Below are 21,079 nucleotides of genomic sequence, written 5' to 3'. Positions count from 1 at the left end.
GCCTGCCTCGTTGAGCCCGTCGGTCAATGGCCTTTGCACTGTCATTCGATGGATCAAGTGACAGGCTGGGTGGCCCCCTCAATCCGTCCCAACCGGAGGCCTGTTCATGCGCATCGCCGTCTTCAGTACCAAGCCCTACGATCGCACCTTTCTTGACCAGGCCAACCAGGCCAACCAGGCGCACCAGCACCACCTGGTCTATCTGGACGCCCGGCTGACCGCGGAAACCGCGCCGCTAGCGGCGGGTTTCGCCGGCATCTGTGCCTTCGTTAACGACAAGCTCGACCGCGAGGTGCTGCAGCGCTTGCATTCCAGCGGTACGGAGCTCATTGCCCTGCGGTCGGCCGGTTTCAATAACGTCGATCTCGCCGAGGCGGAGCGGCTGGGCATGACGGTGGCGCGAGTGCCGGCGTATTCGCCCCACGCGGTGGCAGAGCATGCGGTGGCACTGGTGCTCGGGCTCAACAGGATGACCCATCGCGCCTATAACCGCGTGCGTGAAGGAAATTTCTCCCTCGATGGCCTGCTCGGTTTCGACCTGTACGGTAAGACGGTGGGCGTGATTGGGACCGGTAAGATCGGCCTTATCTTCGCCGACATCATGCACGGTTTCGGTTGTAGGGTGCTGGCCAGCGATCCCTTTCCCAGCGCCGATGCGAAGGAATTTGTCAGCTATGTGCCGCTAGAAAAACTGTTCGGCGAAGCGGACATCATTTCGCTGCACTGCCCGCTGACCCCGGAAACCAACCACCTGATCGATGCCGACGCGATTGCTCAGATGAAACCGGGCGTAATGTTGGTCAACACCGGCCGAGGCCGTGTGGTCGATACGCGCGCAGTCATCGAGGGTCTCAAGAGCGGAAGGATCGGTCGGCTGGGGCTGGATGTTTACGAGGAGGAAGAAAACCTCTTCTTTCAGGACCTTTCACAGCAGGTCATCAGCGACGATTTGTTCATGCGCCTGACGACCTTTCCCAACGTGTTGATAACTGGGCATCAGGCATTTTTCACTGCGGAAGCGCTGACTAATATCGCCGAGACCACGCTGGCGAATATCAGCGCCTTCGAGCAGGGTAGCGGTGCCCTGCATCGGGTGACCGCCGACAAGCTGGTGTAGCCATCACGGTTCGCTTTGGCGCCTGGATTGCCAGGCGGAGCCGTGGCCGATCAGCGTGGGCTCTGCTCGCTGATCAGCATCCCGCATGCCACCTGATAAACCTGATTCCCACGTCTGATCGTCAGTGGCGCTCGTTCAGCAATCACCGCGCCGCTGTCTAGCATCCGTTCGATGTGGGTACGCAGTTGATGGTATTGCCTGGTGTATTCCCGATGCATCTAGGTCAGCCCTCTCAGCCATCTCGAGTTATTAGGCGTAGCGACCCAGTTACGACTCGCTAGAAGTCGATTTGTCCCACCGTTCGTCGGAGAGTGGACGGGCAAAGCCTGGCTGCGACCGCTTAATGCAGCGATGGTATTCGCCCATTATCGCCGGTAGTATCAAAAGGCTATCGCTGCCGCGACGCTTTTCTAAGGGTGAGCTAGACGCATGAACGAACAAGCCATACCGGTGCTAATCACATTTCTCGCCGTAGCCGGTATCGCCGCGCTGTTGCTGCGTCGAGCGTTGACCCTCTCGAGTCTTCAGCGCAACGCGAAGGAAGCACAACCAACCCAAGCGAAGGTTACTCGTCTCAACTCCGAGCCGACCAATAGTCCCATCGACAGGCACGGCGCGGCGATACGCCCGACCGGGTCAGCTCTGGAATAGCTGGCGCAGGCTACTGGGCGCTAGCCCGGTCCAGCGCTTGAACGACCGTCGGAAGTTGGTGGTGTCGTTGAAGCGCAGGTAGCTCGCCACTTCTTCATTGCTGTAGCCCTTCATTTGGTAGAGATACAGCGCTACATGCTTGCGTACCTGATCCAGCTGCTCCTGAAAGCCGGTGCCATGCTTGTGCAGTTTGCGCTTGAGCGAGGCGGGACTCATCTCGAAGGACTGGGCGACACGCTCGAGATTCAGCGGCTCTCGGATGTTCGCGTAGAGATGGTCGTACAGCTGATCGATAAAGCTGCCAGGCCAGCCAAGGCTCTCCAGCTGCGCGCAACTCGCCTGCTGCGCGACCTGCCCGGCGGTCGCCGAGGCGCCTGGCCAAGGCGTGTGTAGATATTCCAGCGGCAGGCTCATCACGGTCATCTGACTGGCGAAGGTCAGCTGCTCGCTCAGGTGCACCCAGTACTGCTCGACATGCCGCGGCTGCGGGTAGGCGAGGTGGAAGCGCCAAGGGAGGCGCTCGCCGGATAGCCGTCTGCTCATCGCCACCACGGCGGTCAGGCTGGCTTCGGTGAGGAACCGCTGCTGGTTACCGATACCACAGTTGTCGGTCCAGTACAGGTATGCCCTCCGCTCGTCGAGGAACAGCCGGGGCGTCATTAGCGGACTGAGCAGGACGCGGAATTGCTGCAGCTGTTCCAGCGCCTGTTGCAAGGTGCAGGCATGGGTCAGCGCGTGGCTGACCTCGCCGTAGTGGCCGGGTAACAGGCGCTGGCCGAACAGAAAGCTGCTGTCGTCAGCCTCAAGTAAGCGCTGCGCGTTTCCGATTAAGGTCAGGAACTGCAGGGGACTGATCCGCGCCTGGCCACTGATGACGTCTTCATAGAACAGCCCACTACCACGCAGTAGCTGGTGGTTGTCGATCCCGCGTGACAGCGCCAGATCGATCAGCACGGCCGGCTGGTGATGAGCGGCGATGAAACGCGTATCGCAATCGTAACCAGTGGGCATGGCCATTTCCTCAGGCGCAGCGCGGCAACTGCTGCTTGGTTTTGGCCAGGTTCAAATTGAGGCGTTTGAGCAGCTGTTCAGCATCCTCGTCGAACGCCATCACGGTCCCTGTGCTTGCACGGAGGTGCACCCGTTCGCCGTGCTGTGTTGTTTTGTGCGCCAGGCTGGCCACGGCCTGTTGCAGTTCACCTGCGACCATTCGGGCCTGGGTCTCGCCCGTGTTTGGCAATACCGCCACGAAGCGATCCCCGGCCAAGCGGCAGAGTAGATCCTGACGGCGCAGATTGAGCAGCAGCAGCTGCGCCATGGCCTGCAAAACCGCATCCCCCTCTGCCTGGCCGTAGTGCTGATTGATTATGTTGAAATCGTCCAGGTCCACGACCACTAGCGACAGTGGCTGCTGTTCCGCCTGGGCGTGACCGAGCGCCAGTTGCACCTGCTGGCGCAAGTATTCGGCGGCGCCCAATGGGGTCAGCTTGTCGAACAGGCGGTGCTCGCGGAATCCTTTCTCACGCTTGCTCATCTGCTGGCTGATGGCACGCTGTTCCTGGTTGAGGTGATAGATGCCCAGCGTCAACAGCAGCAAGCCGATGGGCATCGGCGCGGTCTCCAGCCAGTTGTCCCAGACGGCCAGCTCCGGCAGCTGGATGAACTCGTCCAGCGTGTCCATCCACCAGGAAAAGAACACGCAGGCCAGGCCCAGGGCGAGCAGCCGTGTCACTCGACCGGCTGGACGGCTGTGCAGCAGCATGATCAGCCAGGCGAGCGCCAGCACGGCCGAGCCGCCTTCGCCGGCGACGTCCGTCCAGTTGATCTCCGCCCAGGTTTTGATCTGGCCGGTCGCCAGATAGACCTGCAGACCAAGATTGGCGACGAAAGCGAGGCCGAGCAGGGTGAGGGTGTGCAGTTTGAGCAGGGATTTCATCGGGTCTCCGTGGCGAGCCGCGCCAGTGCGTGAGGGCACGGAAACAGATGGATGTGACGGTTGGATGAATGGGGTGGGGGTTGAATTGGCTCAATGGTTTTTTTCGATGTTGCTCTTTTTTGAGTGTAAGCGGATTAGGGAGTTGCTTGATGGCTTGGTTTCGCCCTGCTGGGCGAGTCCCTTTTGGCAGTCGCCCCAAAAGGAACCAAAAGGTCTTGCCCCTGCATCCGAACTAGGCGTCCCCGGTTCGCTGCGCTCGACTTCCCTCATTCCATCGCTGCTCCGTGGGTCGCCGCGCAAGGGCCATCCATGGCCCTTCACGGCTCTCGCGGCATCCATGCCGCTCGCCCCTCTACGTAGCGATTCCATTCGGCCTGCTGAAAGGGGCGTTCGGCGGCGTCTGATGGTTCGTCTGCCAGCAAAGAAGCAACGCGCCCCCGCGTCTCGTAGCGGCGTAGGGTGGGCTTCAGCCCACCGTGACGGAGTCGCGATGTGCTTGTGGTGGGCTAAAGCCCACCCTACGGGTTGAGCGTTGCGTCCGAGCCGGAGGCGGGTCATATCGGCTCACCTCATACCCCAAACCACCCCAATAACCCCTTTCTGGCGCCCCAGCAAAAACCCCTGTCACAGAACCGCCATATCCCGACCCTACCGTCCGCTCCAGTTCCGGGATGGACCCGGTAAACAGCGTTCGGGGGATTGTTCATGAGCACATACCGCAGCGGCATCCGTCATGCAGGGTTCCGCATCAGCCTGCTGGCCCTGGCCGTCAGCGCCGGTTCGGCCTGGGCCGAGGAGCCGCTTGTCATGGAGCACGTCGAGGTGATCGGCCAGGCCGTCAGCGTCGACGAAGCATTGAGGGACCAGCGCAACTCCGACAGCGTGAAAAGCGTCGTCCATGCCGATGGCATCGGCCAGCTGCCCGATGACAACGCCGCCGAAGCCTTGCAGCGCATCCCCGGCCTCTCCGTTGAGCGCGATCAGGGTGAAGGCCGCTTCGTCAGCGTGCGCGGCATCGCGCCCGACCTGAACAGCGTCACCATCAATGGCACCCTGGTGCCCTCGCCGGAAAGCGGCCGCCGCGCTGTGGCGCTGGATGTGCTGCCTTCGGAACTGGTGCAGTCGCTTTCAGTGGTCAAGACCCTCACGCCGGACATGGATGCCAACTCCCTGGGCGGCACCATCGAGGTGGAGAGCCTGTCGGCGTTCGACCACGACGGCCTGTTCTACAGCCTCAGCACCGAAGCCAGCTACGACGAGAACGTCGGCGAGACCAGCCCCAAATTTTCCGGTGCCATCAGTAACCGCTTCAGCCTGGGCGGTGGCGTCGACAACTTCGGCGTGGCCGCGGCGCTGAGTTGGCAGGATCGCGACTTCGGCTCGGATAACGTGGAAACCGGCGGCGCATGGGATTTCGAAGACGGCGCCCGGCTGGAAGAGTTCGAGCAGCGCGACTACGAGATCACCCGCGAGCGCACCGGCTTTGGTCTGAACTTCGATTACCAGCCGGACGACTTCAGCAGCTATTACCTGCGCACGCTATACAGCCGCTTCAAGGACACCGAGACCCGCAACGCAGCCGGGGTCGAGTTCGAAGATGCGCAACGGGCCGGCGAGCTGGGCGATGCCGAGGGCTGGCGTGAGCTGAAGTCCCGCGAGGAAACCCAGACCATCCAGTCCTACGTGTTCGGCGGTGAACGCATGATGGGCCTCTGGACCCTCAGCGGTCAGGTCGGCTACAGCGAGGCCCGCGAGCGCAACCCGGGCGGCATTTCCAGCGCGACGTTCGAGGGTGACTTCGCTGACGTAGGTTTCTCCAGTACGGGCAAACCGCGCCTGACCGTCGACCCGTCTTTCTACGATCCTGCCAGCTTCGAACTCGACGAGGTGGAGTGGGAGAAGACTGATGCGCGCGACAAAGAGAAAAACATCCGCCTGGATCTGGCCCGTGATTACGACATCCAGGGCTATGCCTCGCAGCTTAAGTTCGGTGGCAAGCTCAGCCGGCGCGACAAGACCAACGACGCCGAGATCTGGGCCTACGACGATTTTGACGACCTGACCCTGGCCGACTTCCAGAGCGGCAAGGTCGACTACGCGCTGGACCGCTTCGGTTCGGGCATCAGCGCCGGCGGCCTGGAGGGCCTGATTGGCGGCCTCGATGCGAGCGAGTTCTACGATCAAGAGGAGTCGCGCATCGGCGACTTCGACATGAGCGAAGACATCAACGCGGCGTATTTCATGAACACCCTGGACTTGTACAAGTGGCGCATCATCGCCGGCCTGCGCTATGAGGGCACCGAGTTTAGCGCCAAGGGCACCGGCCTGCGCGACGGTGAGTTCGAAGCCGTATCCAGCGACAACCGTTATGAATATTGGCTGCCGGGCTTGCATGCGCGCTATGAGCTGACGCCCGATACCTTCGTTCGGGCGGCCTGGACCAATACCGTGGTGCGCCCGACGTTCGAGCAGCTGGCGCCTGGCTTCGTCATCGATGGCGAAGATGCGGAGTTTGGCAACCCTGACCTCAAGCCACTGGAGTCGATGAACTACGACCTCGGCATCGAGCACTACATGGGCCGCGCGGGCGCTGTGTCGGCCTATCTGTTCTACAAGGACATCGACAACTTCATCTACAACACCGATCTGGCCGGTACGGGCCAATGGACTGGATTCGACGAAGCGCTGAGCTTCGAGAACGGCAGCAGCGCCAAGCTCTATGGTGTCGAGTTGGCCTATTCGCAGAAGCTGAACTGGCTACCGGCACCCTGGAATGGCGTGCTGCTGGGCGCCAACGCCACCTTCAGCAAATCCGATGCAGAGATCGAAGGGCAGGGAAGCAGTCGCAGCATCGACCTGCCAAACCACTCCGATAGCGTCGGCAACCTCATGGTCGGTTGGGAGAATGACGTGTTCAACATGCGTCTGGCCGCCAACTACAAATCTGAGTACCTGGCCGAAGTGGCCGGTATCGATGACGCAGCCCACGATCTCTACGCAGACGATCAGCTGTTCGTGGACTTCAAGGCAGGCTACTTCATCACGCCGAACCTGCAGGTGACGCTCGAGGCGTTGAACCTCACGGACGAGTCCTACTTCGTCTACACCGGGCGCAGCAACTTCAACGCCCAGTACGAGGAATACGGCCCGACCTACAAGCTTGGCCTGACCCTGACGCACTTCTGACCAACTTCGACTTATTCGCCGCCCCGCCTCTGCTCTGTTCCCCTTTTCGGAATGGTGGCGGTCAGCGGCTGCAGATTGGAAAAACCATGTACATGACTTTGCATAAACCCATGCTGCTGAGCCTCTGCATTGCGCTTGCGGCCTGTCAGTCCGGAGCGGGCGTCGACTCCGGCAAGCAGCCGGCGCCGACCCTGAGCATCGTGGATGCCGCACCGCTGGAAGCCGTGAGCGCTCAGCTGATCGCCAATACAGATTTCTGGCCAACTGCGTCGCGACTGGTCGTTCGACCGGATTCGCGCGGGCTGCAGATACTCGACGCCAAGGGCGCAGTGATCAGCGATTTCAAAGGCCGCTTTGAAGGCCTGGATCATCGCCTAGGCAGGCAGGGCATGCTGATCGCCACCCTCGACCGCAAGCGCCAGCAGGCCGTGTTGCTAGGGCTTGACCGCGAGCATCGCTGGAGCCAGCCGCTGTACATCCCGCGAACCGACTTCGCCATCGAAGGGCTGTGCTTGTTCCGCGACGCGGCGCGCAACAGCTTCCTGTTTTTGGTCGGTGAAGAAGGTATCGGTGAGCAATGGCTGGTCGCCGCCGACATGCGCCCACTTGCGACGCCGCAGCGCGTACGCGGCCTGAGCCTGCCGCCGGAAAGCGGCTACTGCCAGGTGAATGATCAAACCGGCGAGCTGATCGTCAACGAAGAAGGCGTGGGCCTCTGGCGTTACGCGGCGGATGCCGAAGCACCGCTTGTGCGCGATCCGGTGGATATGGTTCAGCCGTTCGGGGGTATCGCCGAAGCAACTGCCGGCATGGCATTGGTGCCCGGCGGATTGCTGGCGCTAGACCCGGAAGCCGGCGCGCTGCACCTCTATGGGCGAGACGCCGACAGCTGGCGTAGCCATTCGGTACTGCCGCTCGAAGGCTTCGACGAGCCTGAGCAGATCAGCGCCCGATTGACCGAGGGTGGCATCGACCTGCTGCTGACCGATGAGCGTGGCGCCCACGCGTCTCGTCTGGATTGGCAGCCTCCAACGCCCACCGCGACGCCTGTCATTCCGATGCTGCCGGCTCAGGTCCAGACCGATCCGGTGCCGCACCTGGGGGATGCTGCCGATGACCCGGCGATCTGGGTCAACGCCAGCTACCGGACCAGAAGCCGTGTGCTGGGCACCGACAAGAAGGGCGGGCTCGGCGTGTACGACCTGACCGGCAAGCAGCTCCAGTACCTGCCCGTCGGGCGGTTGAACAACGTGGACGTGCGCACCGGCTTTGTTCATGGCGGCAAGCAGGTTGACCTCGCCGTGGCCAGCAATCGGGATCACAACAGCTTGCACCTGTTCGCCATCGATCCAACAAGCGGGCAGTTGAGCGACATCGGACAGATCGCCACGCCGATCACCGAAATCTATGGCCTGTGCATGTTCAAGGATCGCCAGGGCGCTATCCATGCGATCGCCAACGATAAGGACGGCACCTTTCTGCAGTACCGCCTGGATGGTTCCAGCGGCTCGCCGCGCGGTGAGCTAGTGCGGCAGTTCAAGGTCGCCAGCCAACCCGAGGGTTGCGTGGCCGATGACCGCACCCAGCGGCTCTTCGTCGGTGAGGAAGACGAGGCGGTCTGGACGCTGGATGCCCGTGGCGATGCACCGGCGAAGCTGGAGAAGGTGATCGGTGTCGGCGGCCCGTTGCATGACGACGTCGAGGGGCTGGCGCTCTACCAGGGTGCGAAGGCCGATTACCTGGTGATCTCGAGCCAGGGTAACGACAGTTATCTGGTACTGGATGCCGCCGCGCCTTACGCCGTTCGCGGCGCATTCCGCGTTGGTTTGAATGCCGAGCGCGGCATCGATGGCGCATCGGAGACCGATGGGCTGGAGGTCACTTCGGCCAACCTCGGCGGTATCTGGAGCCGCGGCATGCTGGTGGTGCAGGACGGCCGCAAACGCATGCCCGAAGGCGCTCAGAACTACAAATACCTGCCGTGGGCAGCGGTTGCTGACGCGCTAGGGCTCGACTGACCTCGGTCGCATGAATGCATCAGGCGACGCCCGCAACGTTGCCTGAAAGTAATAAACGAATGCCGTCCCACAGGGCGGACGGAGGAAATACAGATGCAAAGTGAACACATGTCGGTCTGGGGCCTGGTCAGCGAGGCCAGCCTGGTGGTGCAACTGGTGATGGTGATTCTGGTGCTGGCCTCGATTGCCAGTTGGTACCTCATCATCCAGCGTGGCGCGGCCTTGCGCCGCAGCGAACGCCTTTTGAAAACCTTCCTGCAGCGCTTTCGTAGCGGCGCGGAACTGACGCAGTTGTATCGCGAGGGCAGTGATCAGCCGCTGCCCCGGGAGGCGGCCCTGCAGCACATCTTTCTCGCCGGTTATCAGGAGTTCAGCCAGCTGCAGCGCCAGCCGGGCATTGCGCCGGATGCGGTGCTCGAGGGGGTGGAGCGCAGCCTCTATGTCGCCATTTCCGAGCAGGAAGAGCGTTTGGAAGGCGGTTTGCAGTTCCTCGCCACGGTCGGTTCGGTCAGCCCTTATATCGGGCTGTTCGGTACGGTGTGGGGGATCATGAATTCCTTCCTTGGTCTGTCCATGGTGCAACAGGCGACGCTTTCAACCGTTGCTCCGGGCATTGCGGAAGCGCTGATCGCCACGGCCATCGGCCTGTTCGCGGCGATCCCCGCGGTGATGGCCTACAACCGCTTTTCCGCCCGTGGCCAGACCCTGAGCGCGCGTTACTACAGCTTCGCCAACGAGCTGCAGGCGCGCCTGCATCGTCGCCTGCATGCCGGCTCGCCCAGCGTCGCCGCTGCCGCCTGAAGGAGCTTCGTCATGCTGGTCAAACCGCAGCGTAAACACGGCCCCAAAGCCGAAATGAATGTGGTGCCCTACATCGATGTGATGCTGGTGCTGCTGGTGATCTTCATGGTCACCGCGCCGATGCTGGTGCAGGGTGTGAAGATCGAATTGCCCAAGGTCGCCGCCGAGGCGCTGCCCACGGAGAATGAGCGGCAGATCCTGACCCTCTCGGTGAAGGCCGACGGCGGCTTCTACTGGCACCTGGGCACCGAGCTGAATGCCGAGGACCAGACGGACAGCGCCATCGACCTCGGGGAAATGCGCGAGAAGGTCGCCGCGATCATCGCCGAGCGCGGCGATACCCAGGTCTACGTACGCGCTGATGATGCCGCGGACTATGGCCGCGTGGTGGCCGGGATCGCCGAGCTGCAGCGCGGCGGGGTGGTGAACCTCGGTCTGATTACCGAGGCGCCACCTGGGCAGCCTACGCCATGAGCAGCCTGACCATGACGCTACCAACGAGGTTCCCGGTAGCGCGTCCGCAGTGGCGCAGCCATGCCGGTGCGGCGGCGGCCACCCTGGCGCTGCACGCGGCGGTGTTCGGTCTGTTGCTGCATGGCTGGACGCCCGAGCTGAGCGCGCCGAGCCAGACTCAAATACTCAAGACTCAGCTGATCAGCCTGCCGACTCCCAAGCCGGCGGCGGAGGCTGTGATTGAGCCCGAGCCCACACCCGTCCCGGAGCCGCTGGTGGAGACGGTCATCGAGGAACCGCAGGTCGATCCGCAGATCGAACAGCAGCGCCTGGAACAGGCCGATCTGGCCTACAAGCGCGCCGAGCAGGAGCGACAGGCAGAGGAGGCGCGCGTCAAAGAGCAGCAACGAGCCAAGCAGCAGCGCAAAGAGCAGCTGGAGCGCGAACGGCAGGAACGCATCGAAGTCGAGCGGCAGCAGCGCGAAGCCGAGCGCCGCGAGCAGCTGGCTCGTGAGGAACAACAGCGCCAACAGGCGGCACGTGCCGAAGCGGCGGCCGCTGCAGAACGCGCGCGCCAAGCCGAAGCCGCAGCGGCTGCCAGTCGCCAGTACCTGCCCATCGCCAAGGATGCACCTGACTACCCAACGCGTGCGCTGGACAAGGGCATCGAGGGCACCTGCACCGTCAGTTATTCGGTCAACCCACAGGGGCGGATCGAAAACCCGAAAGCGCTGGAAGACTGCCACCCGCTGTTTATCCGACCGTCACTTACGGCTGCTAAAAGTTTTCGCTACCAACCTCGGATCGTCGACGGTCGCGCCGTGACCGTTCCCGAGGTCAAAAACACCTTTCACTACCGCATCCAGTGATGCGGACCAGACCCATTTGCTTAACGAGTTAATGATGAAACAGGATTTCCAAAGCTTTCACGCCAACCTTTCCGCGCTCGATGATCAGGCGATCAACCCGAGCGCCAACGTCTCGTTGGAGCAGCTCGTCGATCACAGCCGACGCAACCTGCTCAAGGGCGGGATGGGCCTTGCCGCACTGGGCTTTCTTGGCGGCAGTCTGGGCGCCTGTCGTAGCGCCGTACAGTCTGAGTCGCTGATTGGCTTCGAGGGCATCCCGACGCAGCTAGACCCAGCGTTCGACAGCGTGCAGGTTGCACCAGGCTATAGCGCGCGGACGTTCTTTTCTTGGGGTGATGCCGTCATGGCGGATGCCCCCGAGTGGAATCCGGACGCCACCGATGATTGGCAGGCCCAGCTCAAGCAGGCGGGCGACAACCATGACGGCATGCATTTCTTTCCCTTCCCGGAAAATCCAGACAGCCACGGCCTGCTGGTGATGAACCACGAGTACGTCAACCCGCTGCTGCATCCTAACGGCATGACGTTTACCGACGGCAAGCGCCCGCTGGATGAGGTGCGCAAAGAGCAGGCAGCTCATGGCGTCAGCGTCATCGAAGTGAAAAAGGATGCACAGGGCCAATGGCAACGGGTCATGCCGTCGCGCTACAACCGGCGCATCTCGGGCATGACGCCGATGGCGGTGGGCGGCCCGCTGGCCGGCAACGACGCGCTGAAGACCGCTTCCGACCCCAGCGGCCGCGAAATCATCGGCACGCTGAACAACTGCTCCAGCGGCTTCACGCCCTGGGGCACCTATCTGGTGTGCGAGGAGAACTGGCACAACTACTTCGTCAACCATGACGCCGAGGACATGGCCAAGCGCGTGTCGCACAAGCGCTATGGCATCGAAGGCAAGGGCTTGAGCAAACTCTACGGCTGGGAAACGGCCGACCCGCGCTTCAACGCAACCCCGGACCCTGCGCAACCTCACGGTGGCCACGTACATGAGCCGAACCGTTTCGGCTGGGTGGTCGAGGTCGATCCCTTCGACCCAGCGAGCAAGCCGGTCAAGCGCACCGCGTTCGGTCGCTACTGCCGCGAGTGTTCCGTTCTTTCGCTGGGTGACGACGGCCGCATGGCCTTCTATTCCGGCGACGACACCAAGGGCGAATACGTCTACAAATTCGTTCCAAGCGGCCGTTATGTAGCGGGTGATGATCAGGCCAACCGGCGACTACTGGACGATGGCACCTTATACGTGGCGCGGTTCAACGCCGATGGCAGCGGCGAGTGGCTGGCGCTGGTCCACGGACAGAACGGTCTGACCACCGAGAATGGTTTCGCCGACCAGGCTGAAGTGTTGCTCAATGCCCGCGCCGCTGGCGACCATGTGGGCGCGACGCCCATGGACCGGCCAGAGTGGGTGGCCGTGCACCCGCGCAGTCGCGAGGTCTATGTAACCCTGACCAACAACGACAACCGCGGCATCAAGTGGCCCACCGACAAGGCCAATCCGCGTCCCGTGAACCTGCACGGCCAGATCCTGCGCTGGAGCGAAGCGGGCGCCGACCCCACCGCGACCGCCTTCACGTGGGAAGTCTTCCTGCTGGCCGGCGAGCAGCCCGGCGCCAAGCATGCAGAGGGTGAGTCAGTACCGGCCAACCTCACCGGCACCATCAACGGGGATATCTTTTCCTCGCCCGATGGGCTGGCCTTCGATAACGCTGGCCGGCTGTGGATTGAGACCGACTACGGCGACGACGAGCCCGCGATGCAGGCCATGGGCACCAATCAGCTGCTTTGTGCTGACCCGCGCACCCGCGAGGTGCGGCGCTTTCTGGTCGGCCCTCGCGGCTGCGAAATCACCGGTATCACCTGGAGCCCGGACTACCGCGCCATGTGGATCAACGTGCAGCACCCCGAGCTGAGCTTCCCGGCCAGCGATGGCAAGACGCGTCCCCGGGCCTCGACAGTGCTTATTACCAAGGACGATGGCGGCATCATCGGGACCTGATGGCTGTTAGCGATGGACAGGCCTGCCGGCGCGCTCATGTTTGTGCGCCGCGGTCACGCTGAACGTTTAGGCCACAGCCCGGTTCTAACATGCTGATACATACTTCTCTGCATGTAACCAAGGAGTCGGGCTATGGCCATTTCGCAGCTGCGCACTCGCGTGTCCCTCGCCGTCGTCATTTCCTGTACACCGCTGGTGAGCCAGGCGGACCTCTACTCGCTGAAAATCGAAAACGATGTGTTTGCTTCTGACGATGGGCACTACACCAACGGTTTCGAATTGATGCGTTCGTTCGAGCCTGGCGCCGATCACTGGTCGCGACGTTTCGCCGAGGCGATGCCGGGCTGGAGTGCCGATCAGGTTGATAACGTCGCCTATCGGCTGGGACATCAGCTTTACACGCCGGACGATATAACTCGAGCTCAGCTGATCGAGGACGACCGTCCCTACGCCGCGCTGTTGTTTGCTGGCATGTCGATTTTCTCGAATGATCAGCATGAAGGTTGGCGCGGCACCAGCGGCCTGCATCTGGATGTCGGGATCGTCGGCCCGGCAGCTGGGGGCAAAAAGATTCAGCGCCGGGTCCACGAAATCACCAACAGTGACGAGCCGCGCGGCTGGGACAACCAATTGCGCAACGAACCCTTCGTCAACCTTGCGTACCACTACCGCTGGTGGGGTCAGCAGCGCCTTGGCGGTCTGGAGTTCGAGTACGGTCCGAGCGCCGGCTTTGCGCTAGGCAATCTCTACACCTACGGCTCTGCGGGGTTCGGGTTGCGCATCGGGCAGCGACTAGAGCGCAGTTTCAGCATTCCGGCAGTGGCGCCGGCACAGAGCGGCAGCATGTTCTTCAATCAGGGCGGCGGCTTCGCCTGGAGTCTTTTCGCCGATGTCGAAGGGCGCTATATGGCGCAGAACATGCTGCTTGAGGGTAACACCTGGAAAAGCAGTCACTCAGTGGACCCGAACGAGTGGGTGGGCGATGCCAAGGCCGGTATCGCGCTCACCTGGAACAGCTGGCAGCTGGCCTTTGCCAGGGTCTGGCGAACACGTGAATTCAATGGCCAGGCCAATCATGACCAGTTCGGCTCGCTGACGGTCTCGACCTGGTTTTGAGGATCAAGCGGGGAGCGAGTGCCCCCGCGAAGGTTCACTTACTTCTTAACCCAGCTGCCGTTTAGCAGGATGATCTGGCCGGGCGGGGTTTTTTCGATGGCCTTCTTACCGGCAATGGCTTCCACATCTGCGACGCCGATGCCGTTCTTCTGTGCCAAGCGATAGTACTCGGCGCGTCGGGCCTGGTTGATCTGACTGGCGATTTCTTCAGCTTGCCCGCCGCTCTGCACGATGCCGAGATAGCCGTCGGGTTTCTCGCCGAGCTGACCGCTGGCCTTGGCCTGGCCGAGTGCGGACATGGCCTCGTTGAGCGACATGGCGGCAGCCGGCAGCGCAAGGCACAGCGCCACAAGCAGGGTTCCGAGTTTCAGATAGGTCTTCATAAGGCTCCTCAGAACAAACCGCTGTCTTCGTTGATGATCGAATCGAGTTGCTTGTCGACCTTGATGTAGATCTCGTGCTCGATTTTCACGTTGAGGTTGATGTTGATCGGCTCGTTGGGCACGGCCAGCTCAACGCGTGGGGTACAGGCAGTGGCCAGCAGGGCCAGCGCCAGAATGCTGATGGGATGGCAGAACCGCATGACGGTGTTCTCCAGATCGAAGTCGCCGCTACATTGCCTCATCTGAGGCGCTCCTGCACGCGCCGTTGAATGGTTTCGCTGACACGATCAGACAATTGGAGGCTGGTTAGCAGGGCGGGAATGTCTTCCTCGAGGTTGATTGAAAAATTGATAGGGCGGCCGCCTTCCAGCGCGGGGTTGCGCCCGTGCAGCTTGAGGCCCAGGTCGAGTGTGCCGTCGGCGGCATAGTGCACATCGCTGGCGAGCAGATCGTAGTGGAAGTCATCCAGCGCCTCGGTGACCAGGCGCATCGCCGGGTTGGCTTGGCCCAGTGCCTGGATTTTCGGTGAACGGAATTGCAGCGCGCCGCCAGGCTCGCGAGCCTGCAGCGAGCCTTGTTCGATACTGATTCCGGCTTCACTGCGCTGCAGCTGCAGCTCGCCATCGATCACGCCTGTGCCGGATAGCCCTTCGGCGGGATAGGCTTCGAGCAATAACGGCAATTGCAGCCCGCGCAGGTGCGCTTTCAACTGCTGCGTGCCCGACCCAAGGTCAGCCATGCCCGGTTCCAGCCATAGCCGTCCGCCCAGCAGCCGCACCTCGGCGATACTCCAGGCCAGGCGGCCCTGAGCGAGGTTGTCGAGCGGGCCCGCGTATTCACCGGCGAAGCGCAAGGGGCCGAACGTGAAGCCCGGATTGGCCTCGCGCAGGGTCAGTTCCGTCACGTCCACCCGCAGCTGATCGCGCCGTAACACGGCCGAAATCTCTGCGTCGAGCCCGCTCAATTCGGTGCGATCGTAAATGCCGCCGAGCCCCTTGGCGCTGAGCTTGGCCGACGCTGCGAGTGGGCCGCTGCCTGGCAGGTTGAGTTGCGCCTGCCCTTGCAGGCGTCCGTTGTTCAGCTCCAGCAAAGGCGGCCAATCGGCGAAAGTCGCGGCCAGTGGGTTGCCGGCGCGCAGGAACAGCTCAGGCAGGTTGACGTTGAGGCGAGTCGCGCTGTTAGCCCAGGTGTGGCTCAGCGCCACTGGCAGGCTGAGGCCTCCATCGTTGCCCAGCGGGCCGTCGAGGGAGACCTGCGATAGGTCCGCATTGAGTGTGCCGCTCCAGTGCCAGCCCTGTGGACGCAAGACAGGCTGCTTTACTTCACTGGCCGCTACAGCGGGCTTGCCGGTGATCGCCAGGCGTCGAAGCTCACCCTCGGCAAAACCAGCCTCCACCTTGGCCCCCGCCAGCTGCAGCATCAGCTGGCTGACGGTCAGGCCTGACGCGGCTGACAGGCTATCTACTCGCAGCCTTGAGTTTTTGTCGAAGCGAATGGTGGCGTCCTGCTGCGAAACCCGCCCGCTCAGCCGCAGGTCTGCTTCGAGCCCCTGCAAGCTGAAGTCCGCCTCTGTCATCGTCGGGCTGCGCAGCTTGAGCTGGGTTTGGTCGAAGGTCGCCGCGTAGGGCGAAGCGGTTGCCAGTACGAGACGCGTATCCAGCGTCACAGACGAGGGGCCGCTGGCAGACAGCTGCACGCTCAAGGGCAGGGTTTGAGTCGCCTTGTCAGTCTCTGTCGGGATGATCTTGAGACTTACGGCACTGGGGCGCAGCTGTGCCGGCAATGCCGCGAACAGATCCGCGGCCGGCTGCAGGGTGACATCGCCGGCCAGCTCGGTTGGTATCCACAGGCCGTCATCGGCAAGAAGGCTCAAGTCCAGCTGACCCTGTAGCTGGCCAAGGCCGACCACGGGCCAGGGCGCCGGTAGATTCGCCGATAGTCTCAGCTCGCCATTCAGTGCCTGCCAATCCTCCGCCAGGGTTTGCGTGTCGAGTTGCAGTGCCCAGCCGGCGCCGATCCGCATCTGCTCGGGTAGTGTCGGCAACGCCGGCGGCGTATAGGCCATCCATTCATTCAACCAGGCCAGCAGCCAAGGCGCTTCCGGCAACTCGTTCATCGCCAAGGTACCGCGCCAGAGCGTCGAACCGGTCTGGGCAGTCAGTTGGTTTTGCATGCTTAAGCGCTGCTGGCCGTCCAGCTGCAAACCGAGGTCCAGATGGGTGTCACTGTCTTGTTCATACGCGTGCAGCGCCAAGGCCAGGCGATGCGGCTGGTGGTCCAGCTGCAGGTCGAGGGTGGCGGGAAGCAGCTCCTGCTCGCCAAGCTGCCAGCCAAGTTGCCCCTGGGCCCGGCAGGTTCCGCTTGCACAGGGCACAGTCAAGTCCAGCGAAGCGATCTGTCCTCGTCGGGGCAGCCAAGCCGACCAGTCGTTCAGTTGCTCAGGGTCGGGTAAAGAGAGGGGCTGGTTGTCGTCGTTCTTGCTGGCAGCGGGCTGCCATTGGGCGTCGAGGCGCTCGATGTTCAGTGACCGAAGCGGCAGCAGTCGCCAACCGTCTGCAAAGTCGAGGCGCAGATTGTCGAGTGTCACTTCGAGCCGTTCGTCGGCTGATGGCTGCCGGACGAGGACCATTTGCCGCACGGCAAAATGGTCGAGCGTCAGGCGCATTCCGCTCACGTCGAGCGTGACGATTCCGAGGTCGCGCTTGAGTTGCTGCCAGCGAAAGCCACCGTAAAACCCAAACCCCAGAACGAGCAGAGCCAGGCCGGCAACCGCCCAGACGAGGATTGTCTGCCGCTTCGTCATGACCCGTTCCGCTGAAAATCGATGCGTAAGCATAGGCTGGTCGCTGCGCGCTTGCGACCGGCTTACGAAGCGAAGTCGTCGAGACCGAACTGGGAGCGGAAAGTTCCTTGCCATGCCGCGAAACGCTGGAGGGACGCGCCCAGGCGGGCGTTTCGAGAAGGTTGCGCCAAACTTGTGCACATTCGCTGTCGAGCGTTGTCAAGCGCTTATGACAATCTGTCGCAAATCAAGCGGAAGCTTATATCGGGAATAACCTACTGAAAAATAAAGGTTTTTTACATTGGCGAAAAAACCGCCAGTTTAACTGAAACCCGCTCACCATAGGCGCTAGGGGAATTTGTAACCTGTTTGCCCACAAAGTTATCCACAGCTTCTGTGGATTAAATAATTGTGTGATCCAGATCGTGTATTTCGAATTTTTGCAAGACTTTAACTCTGTGAAAAAAGGAGTAGAGTGCGCGCCCTTGTCCCCCCGAACCATTCGGTGACCATGAGAACGCGTCCACTCGCCTCGAGCTCGCTCGAGAGCACTTCATCTTCTCCACGCCTGCCGATGCGCATGGCGTTGTGGCTGCTGGACAGCCAGCGTCTAGGACAGACCAAGAGTGTCAAACGCATCGCCGGTCGGATGCTCAAGCAGCCGGCACTCGAAGGTGTGGTTGAAGCGCAGAGCCGCCTGGGACGGTTGCTCTGCCACGACTGCGACAGCCAGCGTGATCGTCGCATCGGTTTCGAACTGCTGCGCCAGGCCGCACGAGCCGGCGACCGTCAGGCTCAGCTCGAGCTTGGTCAGCTGTACTGTCAGGTTCAGCACCGCGAGCTGTCCAAAGCACGCCACTGGCTCGAACAGGCGGCTGCACAAGGTTCGACCGAAGCCTCGCGGATCCTCTTGCTGCTTCCGGCCAAGCGCTAGATTCGGCGTCGCAGACGGGCCGGCCTGACCTGCACGGGCTGGCTGGCTATACTGCCGCGCAGTTCAGCCGGAGCCGTTCATGCCCCTTGATCCTCTCTATCTAGCAGCCGGCCTCGGTGCCCTCTGTTTATTGCTCGCCATTGTTACGTGGTCGCTGCAACGGCGCTTGTCCCTGCAGCAGGCGGAGCTGTCGTTGCTCGACGAGCGGCTGAGCCAGGCGGTCATGGCGCAGGAAGGCCTCGGCGCGCAACTGGAAACCAGTCGCCAGGAGCAGGCCGATCTTCATGAAGCCCGCGCAGCGCTTCAGTCCGAAGCCGCTGTCTTGCGACGAGAAACCGAATGGCTGCAGGCCCAACGGTTGGAAAGCCGAGAAGCGCTCGATGATTTGCAGGCCGAGCGCGATGCGCAGCAAGCGGAGCTGCGTGCACTGAGCGCCGCTCACGCTGCGGTCACAGCCGAGCTGAACGAACAGCAGAAAACTCATGAGCAGCGTCTGGAAGATCTCCAGGGCGCCCGCGATGAGTTGCGTGCGCAGTTTGCCGAGCTGGCAGGCAAGATCTTCGAGGAGCGCGAGCAGCGTTTCGCCGAGACCAGTCATGAGCGTCTCGGTCAGCTGCTCGATCCGCTCAAGGAGCGCATCCAGTCGTTCGAGAAGCGCGTCGAGGAGAGCTACCAGAACGAGGCGCGCGAGCGTTTTTCTCTGGCCAAGGAGCTTGAACGGCTGCAACAGCTCAACCAGCGCCTCGGCGACGAAGCAACCAACCTGACCCGCGCCCTGCAGGGGCAGAAGACCCAAGGTAACTGGGGCGAGCTGATCCTCGAGCGGGTGCTCGAGCATGCCGGGCTTGAAAAGGGTCGCGAATACCACACCCAGGTCAGTCTCAAGAGCGCCGATGGCGAGCGCTTCCAGCCTGACGTGTTGATCCAGCTGCCCGGCGACAAGCAAGTGGTGGTGGACGCCAAGGTCAGCCTCACCGCCTACCAGGCGCTGATCTGCGCCGAAGACGAGGGCAGCCGCGCGCTGGCCCTCAAGCAGCACGTCCTGTCGTTGCGCAATCACCTGAAAGGCTTGTCACTCAAGGACTACCAGCGCCTCGAAGGGCTGCAGAGCCTGGATTTCGTCCTGCTTTTCGTGCCCATCGAAGCGGCGTTCGCAGCGGCGCTACAAGCCGACCCCGAGCTGTTTCAGGATGCCTACAGCAAGCACATTGTGATCGTCAGCCCGACCACCCTGCTGGCGACGCTAAGGGTGATCGACAGCCTCTGGCGCCAAGAGCGGCAAAGCCAGAATGCTCGTGAGATCGCCGAGCGTGCAGGGGGGCTGTACGACAAGTTTGCCGCGTTCATCCAGGATCTGGACGAGATCGGCAGTCGCCTGCAGCAACTGGACAAGGCCTACCTCGGCGCGCGTAACAAACTCACCGATGGTCGCGGCAATCTGGTAAGCCGCGCCGAACAGCTCAAGCTGTTGGGCGCGCGGGCGAGCAAGCGGCTGCCGGCCGATTGGCTTGAGCGTGCCGGGGCCGAGCTGCCGCTAGAAGCTGAGGAGTAGCGCGCGCATTTAGCTTCACAGCAGCCACAACACCGCCAGCCCGGCCAGCAGGCCGCTGAACATGAACGGTAGGGTCAGCATCGCCAGAGCGCGGCCGCCGATAAAGACGATCAGGCCTCCTTTGACCAGACTGTTGCTCAGCGCCGCGAGAAAGATGCCACGCACCGCGACCTGTTCAGCCAGATCGGTCCGGGCGCTGTTGGCCAGCGACAGGGTGATTGCATCCACATCGGTCAGCCCGGACAGCAGGGCAATCAGATAGACCCCCGCGTCGCCCAGTCCCCTTTGCGCGGCTTCGACAAGGAACAGGATGAGTACGAGCAGGCCGGCAAAACGCAGCGCCGGACCCAGTTCGAACGGGTTCTTCAACGGTGGCTCGGCGGCGTTGTCGGGCTGCTGACCGGCGCGCAAGTAGTAGAACAAGGCGCCGGCGGCGTAGATCAGGCCGGCCGTCAGCATTGGCGCGAGCAAGGCCGGCAGCAACGTCCTATTGATCACCCCAACTTCCAGCAGTACCCGCGGGAACATCAGCGCCGAGGTTGCCAGCAGGCCCGCGGCCAAAGCGTGGCGCATTTTCCCCGAGTCCAGGCGGGCTAGGGTGATGGTCATCGCCGTGGAGGAAACGATGCCGCCCAGCAGTGCCGTGATCATCAATCCGTGGCGGGTGCCCAGCAGACGGATGGCGACATAGGCAGCAAAGCCGATACCGGCAATCAGCACCACCATCCACCAGGTGGTATAGGGGTTGAACGCCTGCCAGGGCCCATACCCCTGGTTCGGCAGTGCGGGCAGGAGCACCACGGAAATGAACAACAGCTTTAGCACGCCGCTCAGTTCCGCTTCGTTTAGCTTGTGCAGCGCACCGTGCAGTCGCGCTTTCAGGCTCAACAGCAAGGCCACCACGACCGCCACAGCGGCGGCCAGCAAGCGACTTTCGGCCACGGCCAGGCTGCCAAGCAGGAAGGTCAGTAGCAGCGCCATCTCGGTGGTCATACCACGATCGGTATTGGTGCGGGACTCGATCACGTAGCCGGCGATCGTCAGCAGGGCCAGCACGATGAACATCGCGATCCAGGCGGGCGTACCGAAATGACTGGCGCTCAACGCAGCCAGGCCGCCGAACAGCCCGGCAAGGCCGAAGGTGCGGATGCCGGCCATCTCCTGGCCGTCTCTGTCACCGCCGCTCCAGCTGCGTTCTGTACCGATCAGTAGGCCCACGCCGAGAGCGGTTGCCAGGTTCAACAATAATTCGAGGGTCATGGGCAAAGGCCGTCGGCAACTTCTA

General features: G+C 62.4%; 17 protein-coding genes. 11 read left to right on the top strand and 6 right to left on the bottom strand.

Features of this window, described 5'->3' with window-relative positions:
• Window positions 1-106 precede the first annotated feature (106 nt).
• Both RT21_RS05235 and RT21_RS23535 read left to right on the top strand, forming a co-directional pair.
• Window positions 107-1,117, top strand: a complete 1,011-nt coding sequence (locus tag RT21_RS05235; RefSeq protein ID WP_046161907.1) for a 2-hydroxyacid dehydrogenase — start codon at window positions 107-109, stop codon at window positions 1,115-1,117.
• Window positions 1,118-1,546: 429 nt separating this feature from the next.
• On the top strand, window positions 1,547-1,768 hold the full coding sequence (locus RT21_RS23535; RefSeq protein WP_127838884.1) for a hypothetical protein: 222 nt from the start codon (window positions 1,547-1,549) through the stop codon (window positions 1,766-1,768).
• On the opposite strand, the gene RT21_RS05230 is transcribed toward RT21_RS23535, so the two are convergent.
• Window positions 1,754-2,785, bottom strand: coding sequence for an AraC family transcriptional regulator (locus tag RT21_RS05230; protein ID WP_046161906.1), 1,032 nt, complete (start codon window positions 2,783-2,785; stop codon window positions 1,754-1,756). The two genes, RT21_RS23535 and RT21_RS05230, sit on opposite strands and share 15 nt — an antisense overlap.
• A gap of 4 nt (window positions 2,786-2,789) precedes the next feature.
• Complete coding sequence (locus RT21_RS05225; RefSeq protein WP_046161905.1) at window positions 2,790-3,704, bottom strand: GGDEF domain-containing protein; 915 nt, start codon at window positions 3,702-3,704, stop codon at window positions 2,790-2,792.
• Between the two features lie 705 nt (window positions 3,705-4,409).
• Between RT21_RS05225 and RT21_RS05220 the strand changes: the two genes are divergently transcribed.
• The 7 genes from RT21_RS05220 to RT21_RS05190 all read left to right on the top strand — a co-directional run bounded on the left by RT21_RS05220 (window position 4,410) and on the right by RT21_RS05190 (window position 14,143).
• Window positions 4,410-6,890 (top strand): TonB-dependent receptor, encoded by a 2,481-nt coding sequence (locus RT21_RS05220; protein WP_046161904.1) that lies wholly within the window; start codon window positions 4,410-4,412, stop codon window positions 6,888-6,890.
• Window positions 6,891-6,976: 86 nt separating this feature from the next.
• Window positions 6,977-8,908, top strand: a complete 1,932-nt coding sequence (locus RT21_RS05215; protein ID WP_046161903.1) for a phytase — start codon at window positions 6,977-6,979, stop codon at window positions 8,906-8,908.
• An 87-nt stretch (window positions 8,909-8,995) separates the two neighbouring features.
• The gene (gene tolQ, locus RT21_RS05210; RefSeq protein WP_046161902.1) at window positions 8,996-9,709 is read left to right on the top strand and encodes a protein TolQ; all 714 of its coding nucleotides are present in this window, start codon (window positions 8,996-8,998) and stop codon (window positions 9,707-9,709) included.
• Window positions 9,710-9,721: 12 nt separating this feature from the next.
• Complete coding sequence (gene tolR / locus RT21_RS05205; RefSeq protein WP_046161901.1) at window positions 9,722-10,183, top strand: protein TolR; 462 nt, start codon at window positions 9,722-9,724, stop codon at window positions 10,181-10,183.
• Entirely contained in the window at window positions 10,180-11,031 is an 852-nt protein-coding gene (locus RT21_RS05200) for an energy transducer TonB (protein ID WP_046161900.1), read from the top strand. The genes tolR and RT21_RS05200 overlap by 4 nt, the downstream gene beginning before the upstream one ends.
• A gap of 34 nt (window positions 11,032-11,065) precedes the next feature.
• Complete coding sequence (locus RT21_RS05195; RefSeq protein WP_046161899.1) at window positions 11,066-13,027, top strand: PhoX family protein; 1,962 nt, start codon at window positions 11,066-11,068, stop codon at window positions 13,025-13,027.
• Between the two features lie 132 nt (window positions 13,028-13,159).
• A complete protein-coding gene (locus RT21_RS05190) occupies window positions 13,160-14,143 on the top strand; it encodes a lipid A deacylase LpxR family protein (RefSeq protein WP_046161898.1) in 984 nt (327 codons plus the stop codon).
• Window positions 14,144-14,181: 38 nt separating this feature from the next.
• On the opposite strand, the gene RT21_RS05185 is transcribed toward RT21_RS05190, so the two are convergent.
• The 3 genes from RT21_RS05185 to RT21_RS05175 are packed head-to-tail and all read right to left on the bottom strand — an operon-like array spanning window position 14,182 to window position 17,329.
• On the bottom strand, window positions 14,182-14,526 hold the full coding sequence (locus RT21_RS05185) for a YdbL family probable chaperone protein (protein WP_046161897.1): 345 nt from the start codon (window positions 14,524-14,526) through the stop codon (window positions 14,182-14,184).
• A gap of 8 nt (window positions 14,527-14,534) precedes the next feature.
• Window positions 14,535-14,726, bottom strand: a complete 192-nt coding sequence (locus tag RT21_RS05180; RefSeq protein ID WP_046162118.1) for a YnbE family lipoprotein — start codon at window positions 14,724-14,726, stop codon at window positions 14,535-14,537.
• A 38-nt stretch (window positions 14,727-14,764) separates the two neighbouring features.
• Window positions 14,765-17,329 carry an intermembrane phospholipid transport YdbH family protein gene (locus RT21_RS05175; RefSeq protein ID WP_046161896.1) on the bottom strand — a complete coding sequence of 855 codons (2,565 nt, stop codon included), beginning with the start codon at window positions 17,327-17,329 and terminating at the stop codon, window positions 14,765-14,767.
• 559 nt (window positions 17,330-17,888) lie between these two features.
• Here RT21_RS05175 and RT21_RS05170 point away from each other — a divergent pair.
• Both RT21_RS05170 and rmuC read left to right on the top strand, forming a co-directional pair.
• On the top strand, window positions 17,889-18,242 hold the full coding sequence (locus RT21_RS05170) for a tetratricopeptide repeat protein (protein WP_045431990.1): 354 nt from the start codon (window positions 17,889-17,891) through the stop codon (window positions 18,240-18,242).
• Between the two features lie 79 nt (window positions 18,243-18,321).
• Window positions 18,322-19,794, top strand: coding sequence for a DNA recombination protein RmuC (rmuC, locus tag RT21_RS05165; protein ID WP_046161895.1), 1,473 nt, complete (start codon window positions 18,322-18,324; stop codon window positions 19,792-19,794).
• Window positions 19,795-19,809: 15 nt separating this feature from the next.
• Here rmuC and RT21_RS05160 read toward each other — a convergent pair whose 3' ends face one another.
• Window positions 19,810-21,054: an MgtC/SapB family protein gene (locus RT21_RS05160; protein ID WP_046161894.1), complete on the bottom strand. Its 1,245-nt coding sequence runs from the start codon at window positions 21,052-21,054 to the stop codon at window positions 19,810-19,812.
• Between the last annotated feature and the right edge of the window lie 25 nt (window positions 21,055-21,079).

This window comes from Pseudomonas sp. 10B238 (assembly GCF_000970615.1).
GTDB lineage: Bacteria > Pseudomonadota > Gammaproteobacteria > Pseudomonadales > Pseudomonadaceae > Stutzerimonas.
Note: the sequence above shows the minus strand (reverse complement) of the source record. Positions and strands in the feature narration are given on the sequence as shown.